At 70.7% G+C, this 18,418-nt stretch carries 18 protein-coding genes; 11 read left to right on the top strand and 7 right to left on the bottom strand.

The genetic code is table 11. The features are described 5' to 3' along the window. Positions 1–2 precede the first annotated feature (2 nt). Complete coding sequence (locus ITJ68_RS14650) at positions 3–617, top strand: Pr6Pr family membrane protein (RefSeq protein ID WP_194662212.1); 615 nt, start codon at positions 3–5, stop codon at positions 615–617. Here the strand turns inward: ITJ68_RS14650 and ITJ68_RS14645 are convergent. Then, positions 614–1,300: a YqaJ viral recombinase family protein gene (locus tag ITJ68_RS14645; protein WP_194662210.1), complete on the bottom strand. Its 687-nt coding sequence runs from the start codon at positions 1,298–1,300 to the stop codon at positions 614–616. The genes ITJ68_RS14650 and ITJ68_RS14645 overlap by 4 nt on opposite strands. Before the next feature lie 47 nt (positions 1,301–1,347). Next, on the bottom strand, positions 1,348–2,559 hold the full coding sequence (locus ITJ68_RS14640; protein ID WP_194662209.1) for an ROK family protein: 1,212 nt from the start codon (positions 2,557–2,559) through the stop codon (positions 1,348–1,350). A 144-nt stretch (positions 2,560–2,703) separates the two neighbouring features. Between ITJ68_RS14640 and ITJ68_RS14635 the strand changes: the two genes are divergently transcribed. The 6 genes from ITJ68_RS14635 to ITJ68_RS14610 all read left to right on the top strand — a co-directional run bounded on the left by ITJ68_RS14635 (position 2,704) and on the right by ITJ68_RS14610 (position 9,025). After that, a complete protein-coding gene (locus ITJ68_RS14635) occupies positions 2,704–3,450 on the top strand; it encodes a sugar phosphate isomerase/epimerase family protein (RefSeq protein ID WP_194662208.1) in 747 nt (248 codons plus the stop codon). After that, entirely contained in the window at positions 3,447–4,604 is a 1,158-nt protein-coding gene (locus ITJ68_RS14630) for a Gfo/Idh/MocA family protein (protein WP_194662207.1), read from the top strand. Before ITJ68_RS14635 ends, ITJ68_RS14630 begins: the two co-directional genes overlap by 4 nt. Before the next feature lie 127 nt (positions 4,605–4,731). Further along, on the top strand, positions 4,732–6,033 hold the full coding sequence (locus tag ITJ68_RS14625; RefSeq protein WP_194662206.1) for an ABC transporter substrate-binding protein: 1,302 nt from the start codon (positions 4,732–4,734) through the stop codon (positions 6,031–6,033). Between the two features lie 101 nt (positions 6,034–6,134). Next, entirely contained in the window at positions 6,135–7,127 is a 993-nt protein-coding gene (locus ITJ68_RS14620; RefSeq protein WP_194662205.1) for a carbohydrate ABC transporter permease, read from the top strand. Beyond that, a complete protein-coding gene (locus ITJ68_RS14615) occupies positions 7,120–7,959 on the top strand; it encodes a carbohydrate ABC transporter permease (RefSeq protein ID WP_071270201.1) in 840 nt (279 codons plus the stop codon). The genes ITJ68_RS14620 and ITJ68_RS14615 overlap by 8 nt, the downstream gene beginning before the upstream one ends. Before the next feature lie 127 nt (positions 7,960–8,086). Continuing rightward, on the top strand, positions 8,087–9,025 hold the full coding sequence (locus tag ITJ68_RS14610) for a TolB family protein (protein ID WP_194662204.1): 939 nt from the start codon (positions 8,087–8,089) through the stop codon (positions 9,023–9,025). A gap of 102 nt (positions 9,026–9,127) precedes the next feature. On the opposite strand, the gene ITJ68_RS14605 is transcribed toward ITJ68_RS14610, so the two are convergent. From ITJ68_RS14605 to ITJ68_RS14585, 5 genes are all read right to left on the bottom strand, one after another. After that, positions 9,128–9,952, bottom strand: a complete 825-nt coding sequence (locus tag ITJ68_RS14605; protein ID WP_194662203.1) for an ABC transporter ATP-binding protein — start codon at positions 9,950–9,952, stop codon at positions 9,128–9,130. Then, positions 9,952–11,481, bottom strand: coding sequence for an ABC transporter permease (locus tag ITJ68_RS14600; RefSeq protein WP_194662201.1), 1,530 nt, complete (start codon positions 11,479–11,481; stop codon positions 9,952–9,954). The genes ITJ68_RS14605 and ITJ68_RS14600 overlap by 1 nt, the downstream gene beginning before the upstream one ends. Positions 11,482–11,603: 122 nt before the next feature. Next, positions 11,604–12,362: a glycosyltransferase gene (locus tag ITJ68_RS14595; protein ID WP_194662199.1), complete on the bottom strand. Its 759-nt coding sequence runs from the start codon at positions 12,360–12,362 to the stop codon at positions 11,604–11,606. Continuing rightward, positions 12,359–13,708, bottom strand: a complete 1,350-nt coding sequence (locus ITJ68_RS14590) for a PIG-L family deacetylase (protein ID WP_323743332.1) — start codon at positions 13,706–13,708, stop codon at positions 12,359–12,361. Before ITJ68_RS14590 ends, ITJ68_RS14595 begins: the two co-directional genes overlap by 4 nt. After that, positions 13,705–14,742: an acyl-CoA dehydrogenase gene (locus ITJ68_RS14585; RefSeq protein ID WP_194662195.1), complete on the bottom strand. Its 1,038-nt coding sequence runs from the start codon at positions 14,740–14,742 to the stop codon at positions 13,705–13,707. Before ITJ68_RS14585 ends, ITJ68_RS14590 begins: the two co-directional genes overlap by 4 nt. A 104-nt stretch (positions 14,743–14,846) precedes the next feature. On the opposite strand from ITJ68_RS14585, the gene ITJ68_RS14580 reads away from it, so the two are divergent. From ITJ68_RS14580 to rplL, 4 genes are all read left to right on the top strand, one after another. After that, positions 14,847–15,587 carry a response regulator transcription factor gene (locus ITJ68_RS14580; protein WP_194627066.1) on the top strand — a complete coding sequence of 247 codons (741 nt, stop codon included), beginning with the start codon at positions 14,847–14,849 and terminating at the stop codon, positions 15,585–15,587. A gap of 4 nt (positions 15,588–15,591) precedes the next feature. Continuing rightward, on the top strand, positions 15,592–17,076 hold the full coding sequence (locus ITJ68_RS14575; protein WP_323743331.1) for a sensor histidine kinase: 1,485 nt from the start codon (positions 15,592–15,594) through the stop codon (positions 17,074–17,076). A gap of 301 nt (positions 17,077–17,377) precedes the next feature. Further along, positions 17,378–17,893: a 50S ribosomal protein L10 gene (gene rplJ, locus ITJ68_RS14570; protein ID WP_017888663.1), complete on the top strand. Its 516-nt coding sequence runs from the start codon at positions 17,378–17,380 to the stop codon at positions 17,891–17,893. A gap of 51 nt (positions 17,894–17,944) precedes the next feature. Next, a complete protein-coding gene (rplL, locus tag ITJ68_RS14565) occupies positions 17,945–18,328 on the top strand; it encodes a 50S ribosomal protein L7/L12 (protein WP_071270222.1) in 384 nt (127 codons plus the stop codon). Positions 18,329–18,418 lie beyond the last annotated feature (90 nt).

The raw sequence follows: 18,418 nt of genomic DNA, 5'->3' as shown, positions 1-18,418 counted from the left end.
GCGTGCGCACGTTCGTCAACACCCTCCGGCTCGTCGCCGTGGTCCTGGTCGTCGCCGCGATCGTCGCGCAGTTCCTGCGGAGCATCGCGAGTCCGACCTTCAACCCGTTCAACTTCTTCGGGTACTTCACGATCCAGTCGAACGTGTTCATCGCGGTGGCGCTGGCCGTCACGCTGGTGTCGGCGGCGAAACGGCAGCGCGAGGGGCTCGGTGCATCGGTGTTCCGCGGTGCGTCGACGGTCTACATCGCGACGACCGGCATCGTCTACAACACCCTGCTCGTGCACGCGTCGCTCGACCAGTCGTTCACGGTGCAGTGGTCGAACGACGTCCTGCACCGGGTCCTCCCCGTGTACGCCGTCCTCGACTGGCTGCTGTTCTCGGACCGGGCGCGCCTGCTGCTGCGGCACGTCTGGCTGTTCCTGATCTACCCGGCCGTCTGGCTCGTGGTGGTCCTGATCCGTGGTGCGACCGACGGGTGGGTGCCGTACCCGTTCCTCGACCCGGCGCAGGGGTACGGCGTCGTCGCGCTGTACTGCCTCGGCGTCGCGGTGTTCATCGGGTTGATGGGGATCCTGGTGGTCGGGATGAGTCGACTCCGCCTGATCCGGGTCTAGCGGGCGTCCCTGAGCCGGTCGAGGACCATGTCCGCGAGTCCGACGAGCCCACGGATCTGGTCGTCGTCGCGGTCGATCCACCGGCACTCGGGCTCGTCGGCGACGGGCACGAAGTCGTCGTGCTTCTCCCAGACGAACAGGGTGCGCTCGGCGCCGAGGACGTACTGCTGCCACCACACCTGACGGAGGTAGTGGCGGGGGATGCGCTTCCAGCCGTTCGACGTGGTCTTGATCTCGGCGAGCAGGAGTCGGCCGTCGCGGTCGTGCCCGACGCCGTCCGGGGTGGCGAGGTGCGCTCGGTTGGCCGCGGCGTGGAACAGGTGCGCCGACGGCAGGATCCCGTGGGTGGCGGCGACCCAGGCGGCGAGGACGGGCTCGCGGTCCTTGCCGTGCTCGGTGTAGACGTTGCCAGAGAACCGTGAGCCGTACCGCTTGTCGGTGACGACGGCCTCCACCGCGCGGAGCGACGCCAGCCGGGCGACGTCCGTGGCGGTGATGCCCATGGCCCGGGCGCGCAGCCAGGCGACGCGGTCCGAGGAGTGCGCGACGATCCGCTCGGTGTGCCCGCGCAGCGCTGTGAAGCTGTCCCGTCGGATCGGCGGGGTGTGCGCGTCCGCCGGGGACGCGTCGGAGCCGGCCAGGGCCTCCAGACTGTCCCACAGGGTGGGCTGCACGATCGTCACCTGATGATTCTCCACCCGCGCACCGACGTGCCGGAACCGGCGCGCGGTCAGGACACGAGCTCCCGGCCCTCGGCGTAGGTCACGAGCTCGTCGACGCCGGCGGGGGAGAGGGCGTACCCGATGGCGAGGGCGGCTGCTCCCTGCAGTGCGGCGATGCCGCCGGCGCGGGACTGGGCGATGACGAGGTGCTCGGTGGCGAGGGGCATCGAGCGGGAGTAGACGACCTCCCGGACGCCGGCGAGCAGGTGCTCCCCGGCCTGCGTGATCGAACCACCGAGGACGATCACCGACGGGTTCATCAACGACACGCACGTGGCGAGGACCTCGCCGATGTCCCGGCCTGCCTGGCGGACGGCGCCGATCGCGTCGAGGTCCGACCGGGTGACCAGGTCGATGACGTCCGCGCTCGTGTACACGTCGTGTCCCTTGGCCCGGAGGGCGCGTGCGATCGCCGGGCCGGAGGCGACGGCCTCGAGGCACCCGGTGTTGCCGCAGTGGCAGGGGACGCTGCCGGCGCTGGACACCCGCACGTGACCGATGTCACCCGCGGTGCCCTGAGCGCCGCGCTGGAGCCGGCCCTCGGACACGATGCCGGACCCGATGCCCGTCGCGACCTTGACGAAGAGCAGGTGGTCGACGCCCGACCAGCCGTGTTCCCGTTCGCCGAGTGCGGCGATGTTGACGTCGTTGTCGAGCAGGACGTGGGCCTGGATGTGCTGCCGGAGCCACGCGGGGACGTCGAAGCCGTCCCACCCGGGCATGATCGGCGGGTTCGCGGGGCGTCCGGTGGAGAACTCGACGGGACCGGGAACGCCGATGCCGATCGCGATCACGTCGTCGCGGGTGCGCCCGACCTCGTCGAGGAGGTCGTCGATGGCCTGCACGAGCCACGAGAGCGTGGGGACGGGGCCGGCGGCGATGTCGATCTGGGCCTCGCGGGTGGCGAGCGGCTGCGCGACGAGGTCCGTCACGGCGACGCGGCCGTGCGAGGCACCGAGGTCGGCGGCGATGACCAGGCGGGACGTGGGCCGCAGTGCGACCTGGGCGGGTGGACGTCCGCCGGTGGACGCGGCCGTCTCGACCGCGCCGACCAGCCCGACGTCGATGAGGGCGTCCAGGCGCACGCCGATGGTCGAGCGTGCTGCTCCCGTCAGGGCGGCGAGTTCCGACCGGGTCCGCGGCACACCGTCGCGGAGGATCTGGAAGAGCTCGCTCGTCCCGACCGGAGGCGACGCTGCCGTCCGTGCCAAGTCGACCATGGTGCGAGTGAAACACACTTCGAATGCGCCACGCAACGAAGTGCGTCGAACGTCTGCGGACTTCTGCTTGACGACCGACAGAAGTACTCGTAGTGTGACGCTCGGTCAGTGACGACCCGCACCAACTCGACGAGGAGAACACCGGTGACCCAACCGCTTTCGGTCCAGCTCTACACGGTCCGTGACGCGCTCTCGGCCGATCTGCCCGGCACGCTGCAGCGCATCGCCGGCATCGGCTTCACGAACGTGGAGCTCTTCGGCTACGTCGACCGCGCCGACGAGTACGCGACCGCCCTGCGGAACGCCGGCCTCGTCGCACCGAGCGGTCACGCCCGGCTGCTGGACGCCGGCGAGCAGGACCTCGAGCAGATCTTCCACGCCACCTCCACGGTCGGCACGGGCACGCTCATCGACCCGCACATCGACGAGGCCCGCTGGACCACCCGCGAGGACGTCGAGGCGATCGCCCGCGAACTGAGCGCCCTCGCGCCCCGCGCCGCCGACCACGGCCTGACCCTCGGCTACCACAACCACGCGTTCGAGTTCTCGAACCGCATCGACGGCGTCAGCGCCTACGAGGTGTTCGCCGACGCACTCTCCGACGACGTCGTGCTCGAACTCGACACCTACTGGGTCACGGTCGGCGGTGACGACCCGGTGGCGATCATCGGCAAGTACGGCGACAAGGTCCAGTTCCTGCACGTCAAGGACGGCGACGGCTCGCACGACGACACGAAGCAGGTCGCCGTGGGCAACGGCATCATGCCGATCGCCGACATCATCGCCGCGGCACCGGACGCCCAGCACGTGATCGAGCTCGACGACCACGAGGGTGATGTGTTCCAGGCCGTCACCGACTCGTACGCATTCCTGCAGGGAGCACACGCATGACCGACACCACGACCGACACGACGTCGGCCACCACCGCCGCGACCACCCGGAAGACCGGCCCCGTCGGCGTCGGCGTCATCGGCGCCGGGGTCATCTCGGACCAGTACCTCGGCAACCTCACGGTCTTCCCCGACGTGCAGGTCCGCTTCATCGCCGACATCGACCTCGAGCGCGCTGCTGCCCAGGCCGAGAAGTGGGGCGTCCCCGCCTCGGGTACCGTCGCCGAGCTCCTGGCGGACGACGACATCGAGATCGTCGTCAACCTGACCATCCCGGCCGCCCACGTCGAGGTCGCCCTCGAGGCCGTCGCCGCCGGCAAGCACGTGTGGGGCGAGAAGCCCTACGCCCTCGACCGCGACAGCGCCGCGCAGCTCCGTGACGCAGCAGCCGCAGCGGGTGTGACCGTCTCCGTCGCCCCGGACACCTTCCTCGGTGCCGGCCTGCAGACCGCACTCCGGACGATCCGCGAGGGCCGCATCGGCACCCCGCTGAACGGCCTGACGCTCTTCCAGAGCCCCGGCCCGGAGTCGTGGCACCCGAGCCCCGAGTTCCTCTTCGCGTACGGCGCCGGCCCGCTGTTCGACATCGGCCCGTACTACATCACCACGCTCGTCCAGGCCTTCGGCCCGGTGAAGAAGGTCACGGCCACCGCGTCGAAGTCCCGTGCCACGCGCACGATCGGCTCCGGCCCGAAGGCCGGCACGGAGTTCCCGGTGGACGTCCCGACGAACCACTCCGCGCTCATCGAGTTCGAGGACGGCGGGAGCGCGCAGAGCGTCTTCTCGTTCGAGTCCGACCGGGGCCGGACCGGCTTCGTCGAGATCGCGGGCGAGACCGGCACGGTCGTCTTCCCCGACCCGAACGACTTCGACGGCGACACCGAGCTGTACGTGCTCGGTTCCGAGGAGCCGGAGACCATCCCGGCCGTCGGGTCCACCTACTCGCGGGGGACCGGTGTGGTCGACCTGGCCCGCTCCCTCCGTGCTGGCGAGGAGAACCGGGTCCCCGGTGCGCTCGCCTTCCACGTCCTCGACGTGATGGTCTCCATCGCCGAGGCAGCAGAACGTGGCGAGGCGGTGCTCGTGACGAGCACCGTGTCGCCGTCCCAGACCCTCACCGAAGGCTGGGACCCCGCGGAACAGACCCTGGTCTGACCCGCAGAACACCGCAGCACCGAACACCGCACCACCGCACCACCGAACACAGCAGCACCCGAACCGCTCCTCCCGGAGCACAGCACCACCCCCTTGCACCATCTCAACGACGAGAAAGTAGAGAGTCATGCGCACTGCCATCCGCGCACTGGCCATCACCGCGGCCGCGGCACTCACCGTGACCGGCCTCGCAGCCTGCTCCGCCGGAGGGTCCGGTTCCTCGGGCGACTCCAAGACGCTCACCTACTGGGCGTCGAACCAGGGCACCTCCCTGCAGAACGACAAGGAGGTGCTGACCCCCGTCCTCAAGAAGTTCACCAAGGAGACCGGGATCAAGGTCGACCTCCAGGTCATCGGCTGGAACGACCTGCAGACGAAGATCCAGACGGCCGTCACCTCGGGCCAGGGCCCGGACGTCGTCAACATCGGCAACACGTGGGCGACCTCGCTCCAGGCCACCGGCGCCTTCAAGGAGTTCGGTGCCTCGGAGATGAAGGCGATCGGCGGGTCCGACAAGTTCGGCAAGGTCGCGCTCTCCACCGGTGGCGCCCCCGGCAAGACCGTCACCAGCGTCCCGCTGTACGGCCTCGCCTACGGCCTGTACTACAACAAGCAGATGCTGCAGGACGCCGGCATCACCCCGCCCACCACGTGGGAGGACCTGGTCACCGACGCCAAGAAGCTCACCACGGGTGGCAAGTACGGCTTCAGCCTCGCGGGTGGTTCGTACACCGAGAACGCGCACTTCGCGTTCATCAACTCGGCGCAGAACGGCGGCGAGTGGTTCGACAAGAGCGGCAAGCCGACCTTCACCTCGAAGGCCAACGTCGACGGCATCAAGCGCTACCTCGACCTGATGCAGGACGCCAAGGTCGCGAACCCGTCGAACGCCCAGTACGACAACGCGACCCAGTCGGTCACGGACTTCGCGAACAAGAAGGCCGCGTTCATCCTGAACCAGAACAACGCGAACAACACGATCGAGTCCCTCGGGATGAAGTCGGACGAGTACGGCGTCGTCGCGCTGCCCGCCCCGGCGGACGGCAAGGAGATCGCCAGCTTCCCGGCCGGCATCAACCTCTCGATCTTCAAGAACACGAAGAACGAGGACGGCGCGCTCAAGTTCGTCAAGTACATGACGAGCGCGAACACGCAGACCACGCTCGACAAGCCGTACTCGGCCCTCCCGGTGCTCGCTGCCGCGGCCGACTCGGTCACCGACGAGCAGACGAAGACGTTCCTCGACATCTACAACAACAAGGCGAAGCCGCTCCCGCTGGTGCCCGCCGAGGACCAGTTCGAGTCCACGGTCGGCAAGGCGATGAACGACATGTTCGCCAAGATCGCGACCGGCGGCACCGTCTCGGCCAGCGACATCAAGTCCGCACTGCAGACCGCCCAGGACCAGGTGTCCCAGGCGAACGGCTGATCCACACCCAGCCCGGAGGCCCGGGGCGCGTCCGCAGGACCGCCCCGGGCCTCCACCCCGCATCACCAGACTCGAACTCCTGACGCCGAAAGGCCCTGCCCATGTCCACGACGGTCCTGCCTGACTCCGAGGCCATCGACCTGACGCACACGAAGGCCCCGACCCTGTCGGGTCCTCCGCCCAGGGGGAAGCGCCGCCTGCAGTGGCTGCCGTACGCCCTCGTCGGTCCTGCCATCCTCTTCGAGCTGCTCATCCACATCGTGCCGATGCTCGTCGGCATCTGGATCAGCTTCGTGCAGCTCACCAAGTACTTCATCGCGAACTGGGGTGCCGCGCCCTTCGCCGGGCTGCACAACTACTCCGTCGCGATCGACTTCAACCAGGCGATCGGCCGTGGGCTCCTCAACTCGTTCCTGATCACCTGCGCGTTCACCGTGCTCGTCGTCGGGCTCTCGTGGGGCTTCGGCATGGCGGCCGCGGTCGCCCTGCAGAAGGAGTTCCGTGGTCGCGGCCTGTTCCGCACCTTGTTCCTGGTGCCGTACGCGCTGCCCATGTACGCCGGCGTCATCACGTGGAAGTTCATGTTCCAGCGTGACTCCGGTGCGCTGAACCACCTGCTCGTCGACCAGCTGCACCTGTTCGCCCAGGCGCCGTTCTGGCTCATCGGCAACAACGCCTTCGTGGCCGTGGTCGTCGTGGCGATCTGGAAGACCTGGCCCTTCGCGTTCCTCATGCTGATGGCCGGCCTGCAGTCCGTGCCGGCCGACGTGTACGAGGCCGCATCGGTCGACGGCGCCAAGCCCTTCCGCCAGTGGCGCTCGATCACGCTGCCGATGGTCCGCCCGGTCAACGTGACGCTCGTGCTCGTGATGTTCCTCTGGACGTTCAACGACTTCAACACGCCGTTCGTGCTCTTCGGTTCCACCGCGCAGCCGCCGGCGGCCGACCTGCTGAGCTTCCACATCTACAACGCGTCGTTCATCACCTGGAACTTCGGCTCCGGCGCTGCGATGAGCGTGCTGCTCCTCATATTCCTGCTCATCGTGACCGGCATCTACCTCGCCGTGACCAACCGGAGGTCCGTCCGTGCGTGAAACAGTCGGCGCCAAGTCCTTCAAGGTCGTCGTCCTGACGCTCCTGACGATCTTCACGGTCGTCCCGCTCTACGTGATGATCACCACGGCCATCAAGCCGCTCGGTGACGTGCAGAACGACTTCACGTGGATTCCCACGCGGATCACGTTCCAGCCGTTCATCGACATGTGGTCGACCGTCCCGCTGGGGCAGTACTTCATCAACTCGCTCGTCGTCTGCACGGTCGCGACGGTGTTCTCGCTGATCATCGCCACGTTCGCCGCGTACGCCGTGTCGCGCTGGAACTTCAAGGGCAAGAGCGCCTTCACCACGACGGTGCTCTCCACGCAGATGTTCCCCGGCGTGCTGTTCCTGCTCCCGCTGTTCCTGATCTTCACGAACCTCGGCCAGACGCTGGGCATCCAGCTCGTCGGCAGCTGGCTCGGCCTGATCATCACGTACCTGACCTTCACGCTGCCGTTCTCGATCTGGATGCTCGCGGGCTACTTCGAGACGATCCCGCGTGAGCTCGACGAGGCCGCGATGGTCGACGGCTCGGGCCCGATGGGCGCACTGTTCCGGATCATCCTGCCGTCGGCCCGCCCGGGTCTGGTGGCGGTCGGCATCTACTCGTTCATGACGGCGTGGGGTGAGGTCCTCTTCGCCTCGGTCATGACGAACGGCAACGGGCAGACGCTCGCGGTCGGTCTGCAGCAGTACTCGACGCAGACCAACGTCTACTGGAACCAGATCATGGCGGCGAGCCTCGTGGTGAGCATCCCCGTCGTCATCGCCTTCCTCGTGGTCCAGCGCCAGTTCGTCGCCGGCCTGACCGCGGGTGCGGTGAAGTAGGGCCGACCAAACCTCGCCAGACACCGGTGTCCAGGTGCCGCGCCGCGACTTTCCGCGGTTCGGTGCCTGGACACCGGTGTTTCGCGGAGAAGGACCAGCGACCCGCTCGAACCAGGAGGATGGACCCATGAGCGACACCAGGGGGCGGCAGCTGCTGCCCGGACAGACCAGCCGCGTGCACGTGTACGACGTCGCCACCAGGGCCGCGCGGCTCGTGTTCGCGTCCGACACCGTGCTCGTCGAGGCCCCGAACGTGCTCGACGAGCACACCCTCGTGCTGAACGGCAACGGCGACCTGTGGCTGCTGCCGCTGCCGGCACCCGGGGACGACACCGTGCTCGACGAGACCGCGCTCGTGCCCGTCCCGATGCACGGCGTCGACGAGATCAACAACGACCACGTGCTCGACCCGTCCGGTGCCTCGGTGGTGGTGAGTGCCAGGAACGGCGAGCTGTACCGCGTGCCGCTGCCCGCCGGCGGACCCACCGAGCAGATCACCGACGTCGCGCAGGCGCTGCCCGTCGCCCGCAAGTACTACCTGCACGGCATCGCGCCGGACGGGTCCTCGCTCGCGGCCATCGTCGGCGACCTGTCCGAGGACGGCGTCTGGACGACCGACGTCGCGCTCGTCGAACCGACCTCGGGCGCGACCACCTTCGTGACGCGGGACGAGCACCCGACGGACGGCTGCTCGTTCGCGGGCGACGTGCTCGTGTACAACTCGGAGCGCTTCACCCCCGGAACCGCGCAGTTGGTGTCCCTGCGCGCAGGTTCGAGCGACCCCGTGCAGATCACGGCCGACGACCGCGTGAACTGGTTCCCGCACGTGTCGCCGGACGGCGCGCACCTGCTCTACCTGTCGTACGAGCCCGGCGTGCAGGGCCACCCGGCCGACCACCGCGTGGAGCTCCGGTTGCTGCCGGGCAGCCTGGTGCGCGGAGCGCGGATCGCGGTCCTGCCCGAGACGCTCGTCGCACTCGACGGCGGCCAGGGGACGGTCAACGTCCCGCCGTGGGCCCCGGACTCGACGTGGTTCGCGTACTGCGACTACCCCGTCGCCGGCTGATCGTCCCGCCCGAGCGCCTGGACGCGACCGCCTGGAGGCCCGGTGCCGGTCCACGAGACCGGCACCGGGCCTCCAGGCGGTGACGGGCGCACCGCCCGCGCGTCAGGGACGTGTCGTCAGCTCGCGCACCTGTCCCTGCTGCAGGAGCAGCCGGCGCTCGGCGCGCCCCGCGACCCACGAGTCGTGGGTGACGATCACCACGGTCAGGCCGCGATCGCGCCACTGCCGCTCGATGATCGCCATGATCTCGTCGCGGGTGCCCTCGTCCAGGGCGCCGGTCGGCTCGTCCGCCAGGAGCACCCGCGGGTCCTTCACGAGCGCGCGGGCGATCGCGACGCGCTGCTGCTGCCCGCCGGAGAGCTCCGCGGGCAGGTGGTCCAGCCGTTCGCCGAGGCCGACCTCACGCAGGGCCTCGGTCGCGCGGCGGCGTACCTCCTGCCGGGACTGCTTCGCCAGCGAACCCGCGAACGCCGTCTCGACGTTCTCGAGCGCCGTCAGCGTCGGGATCAGGTTGAAGCCCTGGAAGACGAAGCCGATCTCGGTGGCCCGCAGGTCGGTCAGCGCCCGGTCCCCGAGCGTCGCCACGTCACGACCGGCGAGCTCCACCGATCCCGCGCTCGGCCGGTCGAGCGCACCGAGCACCTGCAGCAGCGTCGACTTCCCGCCGCCGGTCGGCCCCTGGATCGCCACGAGCTGTCCCGCGGGGATCACCAGGTCGACGTCCGACAGCGCGGTGACGGTCCGTTTCCCCTGCTGGTACTTCTTGCTCACGGCGGTCAGGCGGTAGACGGGCCGGGAGGCCGTGCCCCGGTCGTCCGTGTCGGCTGCGGTCGCGGTGGTGGTCACGGTGGCTCCTCGGGTCGTGTCGGTGGCTTCGGTCGAGGCGTTCGGATCGGTCGGGTCGGTGGTCGGGGTGCTCGCGCGCATCAGGCGACGCTCCGCAGCGCCTCGGCGGGGCGCAGCCGGGAGGCACGCCACCCGCCGAGCGCACCGGCGACCAGTCCGCCGAGGACCGCCAGGCCGATCGCGAGGAGGAACACCTCGACGGTGACGGGGGCGTGCAGGACGACGTCCGTGGTCGCCGCGGTGCTCGCGCCGCCGCCGAACCCGCCTGCTGGGGCACCGCCGGTCGTGCCGCTCCCTGCCGCGGCCGTCGCGGCGGCGCCGGGCATGCCGCCGGAGCCGGGGCCGCGTGTGGTGGTGGACGCGGCGGTCGCGGAGACCGTCGGGGCGATGACGTTGACGACGAGGATGCCGATGAGCCCCGCCGCGGCGCCGATCACGCCGCCGATGAGGCCCTGCACGAGGGACTCGCCGGCGACCTGCCGGGTGATGCGGCCGTTCGACCAGCCGATGGCCTTGAGGGTGCCGAACTCCCGGGTGCGCCGGGTGACGCCGGAGATCGTGAAGAGGATCGCGATGAGGAACGCCGCGGCGAGGACGAGGAGCGACAGCCACCGGCCGAGGTTCGCGACGAGGCTCGATGCCGTGGCGAGCGACCCGGACACGCTCGAGGCGAGGTCGGCCTCGGTGGACACGGTGGCACTCGAGAGCTTCGTCTGCAGGGCGGTCTTCACCGCTGCGACCTCGGACGACGAGGTCGCGGCGACGTACACGGACGTCACCTTGCCGTCGAGGTCCGCGAGCGCCTGGGCCGTGTCGAGGGGCACGTAGGTGTTCGAGCCGGTGGTGCTCGCCGATCCGGTCGAGGTGACGATCCCGATGACGGTGAACTTCGTCCCGCCGATCTCGAGCGTGTCCCCGACGGCCTTCGACTCGCTCTTGGCGTAGGCGGCGTCGAGCACGACGACGTCCTTGCCGGCGTCGCTCGTCCGGAACGCACGGCCCGTCGTGACCTCGGTGCTCGTCAGCGGACCGACGGTGTCGCCGGACACCGGGATGCCGGTCACCGTGAAGGAGTCGACGCTGAACGAGCCGCCACCGAAGCCACCGCCACCCGTCCCGGCGTCACCGCTCGGGGCCTGCCGGGTGGCGGCACCGTCGCTGCTGCTGCTGCTGCTGCTGTCGCTGCCCTGCTTGACCGAGCCGGAGAACGTGCTGTTCTCGAGGGTCAGCACGCCGGTGGCGGCCTCGACCCCGTCGGTCGCCGTCACCGCGGCGAGGTTCGCGGCGGACAGGGTGGACGTGCCGCGGGTCACGGCGAGGCGGGACTGGGACAGGTCCGTGCTGCCGGAGGAGCCCGACGAGCCCTGGTCGCCGAAGTCGAAGGACGGGCGCCCGCCGCTCGTCGACGACGGGGTCTCGGTCTTGGTCACGGTGATGTCCGTGCCGACGCCGTACACGGACTGCAGGACGCTCGACTGCGCGGTCTTCACGCCGCTGGAGATCGAGGAGACGATCACCACGAGGGCGATGGCGAGCGCCATGCCGATCGCGATGATGACCGTCTGCTTCCTGCGGTTCGTGAGTTCGCGCCTGAGGTAGGTCAGGAACATGGTTCTCCTCGGTGGGGGCCGGCAACCAGGTCACCGTCCACGCACCGGATGCGCGGCGGGGCCGACCGAGGAGACGCTAGGCAGCCGTCCAGTGGCTGCCCCATGCCCTTCCGGTGAACCGCCTATGGGGCGTAGGTCTGCCGGAGGTGCTCCGCGTAGCCGCCCGGGGTGCGCCCCGCGAAGCGGCCGCTCGTGACGACCGGGAGGTCGGTCGTCGCCTCGACCCGCAGCCCCAGCGCGTGGGCGCGCTCGACCAGGCGGACGTCCTCGTGCTCGGGGACGGGGTCGAACCCGCCGAGGGCCGTGTACGCCGCGGCGAGCACCCCGAGGTTCGCGCCGTGCACGTGGCCGAGTGCCGCTCCGGGCGGGTGCGCGATCGTCCAGCGCTCGAGGACGTCGGGGTCGAGGTCGCGCGGGTCGGGCACCACGGCGCCGATCAGCACATGCCACCCGGCGACGAGCGCGTCGGCCTGCTGGACGAGCCACCACTCGTCGACGCGCGAGTCCGCGTCGGTGTGGGCGAGCCACTGCCGGACCGGGTCGGGGGTGCCGGCGGCGCGGATCGCGTGCGCGACGCCGAGCGAGCGGGCACGTCCGACCCCGACGTGCGCGGTCTCGATGTGGTCGATGCCGTGGTCGCGGACGATCACCGCCGAGTCGTCGGTGCAGCCGTCGAGCACCACGGTGATGCCGACCCGGACGTCCGGGCGCTCCACCGCCAGCCGGACCACGGCGGCGTCGAGGGCGTCGAGGCAGGCGCCGATCCGGTCCTCCTCGTCGTGTGCGGGCACGACGACGTCGATGCGGTGCATGACCCCGGGCGTCCCCGACCCCGTCCCCGTTCCTGCTCCGGTCCGTGCGTCCGCCCCTGCGTCCGTCACCGGACGAGTCCTTCGTCCCGGGCGACCGAGACCACGCCGGGGCCGGGCAGGACGCTCAGCACGAAGTCGTCCTCGACGTGCCGGACGATCGCGGGCCGGGGCCAGCGCTCGGTGAGGCGGGCGTCGACGACGTCCCCGCTCGAGACGGCCTCGTCGTCGGGGTGGCGCCAGTGGCAGGCGACGAGCACGCCGTCGTCGGCGAGTGACGCGATGACGTGGTCGATCGTCCGGTCGAGGTCGTCGGGGGAGAGGTAGTAGCCGACCTCGGACATCACGACGAGGTCCCAGGTGCCCTCGGGCCAGTCGTCCGGCAGCGCGGCCTGCAGGAACCGGGCGTGCGGCGCACGGGAGCGGGCTCGCTCGAGCGGTGCGGCGGCGATGTCGGTGCCGAGGACGTCGTCGGCGCGGTCGGTCAGTGCGGCGGTCAGCACACCGGTCGCGCAACCGATCTCGAGCGCCGACCGGTACCGCTCGCGGGGCAGCGCCGCCAGGGTGACGGCACGCTTCCGACGCTCGTACCAGGAGCCGTCGAAGTCCCACCCCTCGGGCTTCCTGGCGTAGTGGGCGTCGAAGGACTCCCGGGAGCGTGAGCGTTGCCCGCCGAAGAACCACTCGGTGTGGCGGAGGTGGTGGGCGGCGTGCCGGTCGTCGACGACGGGCTCGTCGCCGGGCGCGGGGGAGAGCGGCAGCACCTGCGACCGGTAGGCCGCGAGCGCGGCACGCTTCCGGTCGAGGACGTCGTCGGTCAGCGCGAGCGCGCGGGCGGTGAGCCACGGCGCGGCGGGTTCGGCAGCGTCGTCCCAGTGCCAGGCCCAGATCGGGTAGGACAGCAGGTCGACGTCGGGCCGCTCGGCGCTGACGGCCTCGGCCACCTCGCCGGCGACACGGTGGTCGCGGTGTCCGTCCCCGCGCCAGGGCGCCACGAGGAGCGAGCGGCCGGGGGTGGCGTCGAGCCGGGCGACCAGGGCGTCCCGCAGCGTGTCCGGCTGCTCGCGGAGGCCGACGTCCGGCACCCCGAGGGACCCGGCGGTGACCTCGGGGTGGAGCAGCTCGAGGGCGTCCCGGAACTCGGTGGCACGCACGGCCGCGAGCTCGGCGGGGGTGGTCGTGGGGGAGTCGGGGTGCGATCCCTCGCCGAGCGTCACGAGCACGACGTGCACGGGCAGGCCCGCGTCCGCCGCCGCGGCGATGAGGCCACCGGCGCCGAGCGTCTCGTCGTCGGGGTGCGGCGCGACGACGACGACGGCCTGGTAGCCGTCGAGGTCGACCGCGTCGGGGGAGAGCGTGTCGAGCAACGTCGTCCAGGCCTCGGGGTCGGTCCCCGGCTCCCGGTGGTCGAAGCTCACCACGCCACACCGCCACGCTCGAGGACCATCCGGCCGATGCGGGCGAGGTCGCGGTCGCCGTGGTCCTGCAGCACGTAGAGCTCGAGGTCGGCGACCCGCGCGGCCACGGCGGCCTCGGACGTCAGCGGGCCGGGGCCGATCGTGGAGACCACCCGGGTGCGGACGGCGTCGACGGCCCGGCGGACCCGCGAGCGGACGGTCTGCGCGACGAGGGGCCAGTCGGAGTCCTGGTCGGTGTCGATGCGGGCGGCGGCGTCGGCGAGGGCGTCCTCGGCGTCCGCGAGGTCGGCGACCACGGCACCGAGCGCGACCCGGAGCAGCTCGGCGTCCGGACGTGCCGCGGCGTGGTCGCGGAGGACGCGGGCGAGCCCGACGGCTCCGCCCCACCAGCACGCGGCGACGCCGATGCCGCCCCACGCGAACCCGGGACGGGTCAGGTACCAGCCGGGGTCGCCGACCGGGACGGCCACGACCCCGTCGAAGTCCACCGGCCCGCTCGGCACGTCCGGCATGCCGCGCGCGACCCAGGCATCGTCGTGCGTGGTGACGCCGTCCTGCCGCAGGTCGACGGCGAACAGCTGCCGGTCGTCCCCGCGGTGCGCGGTCACCAGGGCGTGCGAGAGCTGGGACGCGAGCGAGCACCAGGGCTTCGTGCCGTCGAGCACGACCCCGTCGGCACCGTCGCCGGAGGCCTCGAGCCGCAGCCCGGGACCCTCCGCGGCGAAGACGCCCCAGGTCGAGCCCGCCGGGACCTCGGCGTCCGCCTGCGCCAGGATCGAGAGCGCGTCCAGGTGCGGCTCGACCGTCCGGGCCAGCCCGACGTCCACCGCGGCGACCGCGGCGAGGGTGACGAAGGACCGGGCGGCCGTGCCCGCGGTGAGCGGTGGGGTGGTGGCGGCGACGGACTGCGCGACGGTGAGCCGGTCCGCCGGAGCCGAGCCGGGCCTCCCGGCTGTCGCCGTCAGTGCGGTCGCCGTCAGCGCGGCGACGTCGACGGCAGCTGCGTCGACGGGCCAGGCAGCAGAACGGATCATGTTCCCCACCGTACGGATGTGGACATGGTGCGTGACAGATCATCCACAGACCGCCGTGGGCTGCTCCACAGACGACTCATAGACTCGTCTCGATACTCGAAGACGTGACCATCTCCCAGCCCTCCGCAGCCCCACGCCTCACGCGTGCCGACGGTTCGCCGTTGCGCATCCTCGTCGTCGACGACGAAGCCAGCCTCACCGACCTGCTCTCCATGGCGCTGCGGTACGAGGGCTGGGACGTCACGAGCGCGAACGGCGGACAGGACGCCCTGACGAAGGCGCGGGAGTTCAAGCCGGACGCCATGGTGCTCGACGTGATGATGCCGGACCTCGACGGGCTGCAGGTCCTCAGCCGGCTCCGCCAGAACAACGACGACACCCCGGTGCTGTTCCTCACCGCGAAGGACAGCGTCGAGGACCGCGTCACCGGCCTCACCGCCGGCGGGGACGACTACGTCACGAAGCCGTTCTCCCTCGAGGAGGTCGTCGCGCGCCTCCGCGGGCTCATCCGCCGCTCGCAGATCTCGATCTCCGAGGCCGGCGACTCCCGCATCGTCGTCGGCGACCTGGTGCTCGACGAGGAGTCGTACGAGGTGTCCCGCGCCGGCCGGCCCATCGAGCTGACCGCCACCGAGTTCGAGCTCCTGCGCTTCCTGATGCGCAACCCCCGGCGTGTGCTGTCGAAGGCGCAGATCCTCGACCGCGTGTGGTCGTACGACTTCGGCGGCAAGTCCAGCGTCGTCGAGATCTACATCTCCTACCTCCGCAAGAAGATCGACGCCGGCGAGCAGCCGATGATCCACACCGTGCGCGGTGTCGGGTACGTCATCAAGCCCGTCGTCTGATCCCGTGACCCTGCGCCGCCGGCTCGTCCTGAGCATCGTCGCCCTCGTCGTCGCCGTCAGCGCGGTCATCGGCGCCGGCAGCATCGTCGCGCTGTTCTCGATCCAGCGCTCCGCGATCGACCAACAGCTGCAGTACGCCACGAGCCGCGCCCAGAAGTCGATCGAGGGGCAGGGGTCCGGCGGGCCGGGGCTCGACATCGGCCGCCCGTCCGGGCAGGCCGCCGGCACCCTCACCGCCTACTTCCTCAACGGCAACGCCGTCATCGGCAGCGTGCTCGAGGACGACGGCCACCTCGACAGCCTGGCTGCGTCGGCCGTCGAACCGCTCGGCGGCGTGCGCGTCGACGGGCAGCCGAGGACCGTGGACCTCGGCGGGGACCTCGGCCGCTACCGGGTGACCGCCGCGCCGGTCGGTCCGGCCGTGCTCGTCGTCGGCCTGCCCATGGCGCCCGTGTACGAGAGCGTCTGGAAGCTGTTCGGCGTCGTGCTCGTCGTGATGCTGCTCGCGCTCGTCGTCGCCTCGGCCGCCGCGGCGCTCGCCGTCCGACGCTCCCTCCGACCGCTCGAACGCGTCGCCGAGACCGCCACGACGGTCGCCGGCATGCCCCTCGACCGCAGCGACGCCCTCGACGGCATCCGCGTGCCGGACACCGACCCGCGCACCGAGGTCGGTCGGGTGGGCACCGCGTTCAACCGGATGCTCGGTCACATCGGCGGGGCGATGCAGGCCCGGGAACGCTCCGAGCAGAAGGTGCGGCAGTTCGTCGCGGACGCCTCGCACGAGCTCCGCACGCCGCTGGCCTCGGTCCGCGGCTACGCCGAGCTCACGCGCCGGATGGGCGGTGACCTGCCGCCGGACGTCGTCTACGCGATGAGCCGGATCGAGTCGGAGTCGCTGCGGATGACCTCGATGGTCGAGGACCTGCTGCTCCTGGCCCGGCTCGACGAGGGCCGCGAGGTCCAGCTCGACGACGTCGACCTGACCGGGCTGGTGCTCGACGCCGTCAACGACGCCCACGCGGCCTCGCCCGAGCACGTCATCGAGGTCGACGTCCCGCCCACCCCGGTCGTCGTGCTGGGCGACGCCGCCCGGCTGCACCAGGTCATCGTCAACCTCGTCACGAACGCCAGGACCCACACCCCCGACGGCACCCGCATCACGGTGGGCATCGAGACGGTCCGCGACGGTGTCGACCTGACCGTGCGGGACACCGGGCAGGGGATCGACCCGGCGTTCCTGCCGAAGCTGTTCGAGCGGTTCGCCCGCGCCGACAGCTCGCGGTCGCGGACCGCGGGGTCGACGGGCCTCGGGCTGGCGATCGTCGACGCGGTCGTGCAGGCACACGGCGGCAGGGTCGGGGTCGAGAGCCGTCCGGGCGACACGGTCTTCACGGTGCACCTGCCCGCGCGGGCGGGTGCAGGTGCTGCTGGTGCTGCGGCCGCTCCTGCGTCTGCGGACGCGTGGTCCGGCGTGCCGGACCGCGCGTGACGGGACGGTCCGCACTCACCGGACGGGAGGCTCGTGGCGGGCCGGCACCGAGCCTCCCGTCCGGGGGTTGGTGGCGTCCACCGCATCTGCTACAGTTCTCGAAGCCAAAGACCGCCGGTTTGCTGCTGTGCTCGCACAGCAGTCGAAGGTCCTCCATCATGAGGCAGCCCGCGCAGGTGTTCCGAACCACTCCATCCGCTTGCGGGGGAGCAGCTCCGAGCCTCTGCGCCGGAGCTTTTTTCATGTGCTGTGTTCGTTGCAGTGGGACCTGGGGCTGCCGGCAAGACCCCCAAGGAGAACCATGGCGAACAAGGAAGCTGCGGTCGCCGAGCTCACGGAGTCCTTCCGTAGCTCGAACGCCGTTCTGCTCACCGAGTACCGCGGTCTCACGGTCGCGCAGCTCAAGGAGCTCCGCAACTCGATCCGTGAGCACGCCACGTACGCCGTGGTGAAGAACACGCTGACCAAGATCGCGGCGAACAACGCCGGCATCTCGTCGTTCGACGACGAACTCGCCGGTCCGTCCGCTCTCGCCTTCGTCCACGGTGACACCGTCGCCGTCGCGAAGTCGCTGCGTGCATTCGCCAAGGCGAACCCCGAGCTCGTGGTGAAGGGCGGTTACTTCGACGGTAACCCGCTCACCGCGACCGAGGTGGACAAGCTCGCCGACCTCGAGTCCCGTGAAGTGCTGCTCGGCAAGCTCGCCGGCGCACTCAAGGCCTCGCTGTTCGGTGCTGCGTACCTGTTCCAGGCACCCCTCTCGCAGGCCGTCCGCACGGTGGACGCCCTCCGCGAGAAGCAGGAGTCCGCGGCCTGACCAGGCACGCGTTCATCAACCACACGCACTAGCTAGTAGTAGGAGAAAATCATGGCGAAGCTTTCGCAGGACGAGCTCATCGAGGCCTTCAAGGAGCTCACGCTCATCGAGCTCTCGGACTTCGTGAAGAAGTTCGAAGAGGTCTTCGAGGTCACCGCTGCTGCCCCCGTCGCCGCTGCCGCGGTCGGTGGCGCTGCTGCCCCCGCCGAGGAGGTCGAGGAGAAGACCGAGTTCGACGTCGTGCTCAAGTCGGCCGGTGACAAGAAGATCCAGGTCATCAAGGAGGTCCGCAGCCTCACGTCGCTCGGCCTGGGCGAGGCCAAGGCCCTCGTCGAGACCCCCGACGCCAAGGTGATCGAGGGCGCGAACAAGGAGACGGCCGACAAGGCCAAGGCTTCCCTCGAGGCAGCCGGCGCCACCGTCGAGCTCGTCTGAGTCCGACCTTCTGGTCACGAAGGCCGCTGCCCCTCGGGGTGGCGGCCTTCGTCGTGTGCGGGGTCCGCGCGCGTTGGCCGGCCGGCGGCG

The organism is Curtobacterium sp. VKM Ac-1395, assembly GCF_015350975.1.
Taxonomy (GTDB): domain Bacteria; phylum Actinomycetota; class Actinomycetes; order Actinomycetales; family Microbacteriaceae; genus Curtobacterium.
The sequence above is the reverse complement of the archived record's forward strand: the minus strand, read 5'-3'. Positions and strand labels throughout refer to the sequence as shown.

Bases quoted from the DNA above. Each gene is read 5' to 3' on its own strand.
- ITJ68_RS14640 (WP_194662209.1), bottom strand. From the start codon at position 2,559: ATGGTCGACTTGGCACGGACGGCAGCGTCGCCTCCGGTCGGGACGAGC.
- ITJ68_RS14630 (WP_194662207.1), top strand. From the start codon at position 3,447: ATGACCGACACCACGACCGACACGACGTCGGCCACCACCGCCGCGACC.
- ITJ68_RS14625 (WP_194662206.1), top strand. From the start codon at position 4,732: ATGCGCACTGCCATCCGCGCACTGGCCATCACCGCGGCCGCGGCACTC.
- ITJ68_RS14620 (WP_194662205.1), top strand. From the start codon at position 6,135: ATGTCCACGACGGTCCTGCCTGACTCCGAGGCCATCGACCTGACGCAC.
- ITJ68_RS14610 (WP_194662204.1), top strand. From the start codon at position 8,087: ATGAGCGACACCAGGGGGCGGCAGCTGCTGCCCGGACAGACCAGCCGC.
- ITJ68_RS14605 (WP_194662203.1), bottom strand. From the start codon at position 9,952: ATGCGCGCGAGCACCCCGACCACCGACCCGACCGATCCGAACGCCTCG.
- ITJ68_RS14600 (WP_194662201.1), bottom strand. From the start codon at position 11,481: ATGTTCCTGACCTACCTCAGGCGCGAACTCACGAACCGCAGGAAGCAG.
- ITJ68_RS14585 (WP_194662195.1), bottom strand. From the start codon at position 14,742: ATGATCCGTTCTGCTGCCTGGCCCGTCGACGCAGCTGCCGTCGACGTC.
- rplJ (WP_017888663.1), top strand. From the start codon at position 17,378: ATGGCGAACAAGGAAGCTGCGGTCGCCGAGCTCACGGAGTCCTTCCGT.
- rplL (WP_071270222.1), top strand. From the start codon at position 17,945: ATGGCGAAGCTTTCGCAGGACGAGCTCATCGAGGCCTTCAAGGAGCTC.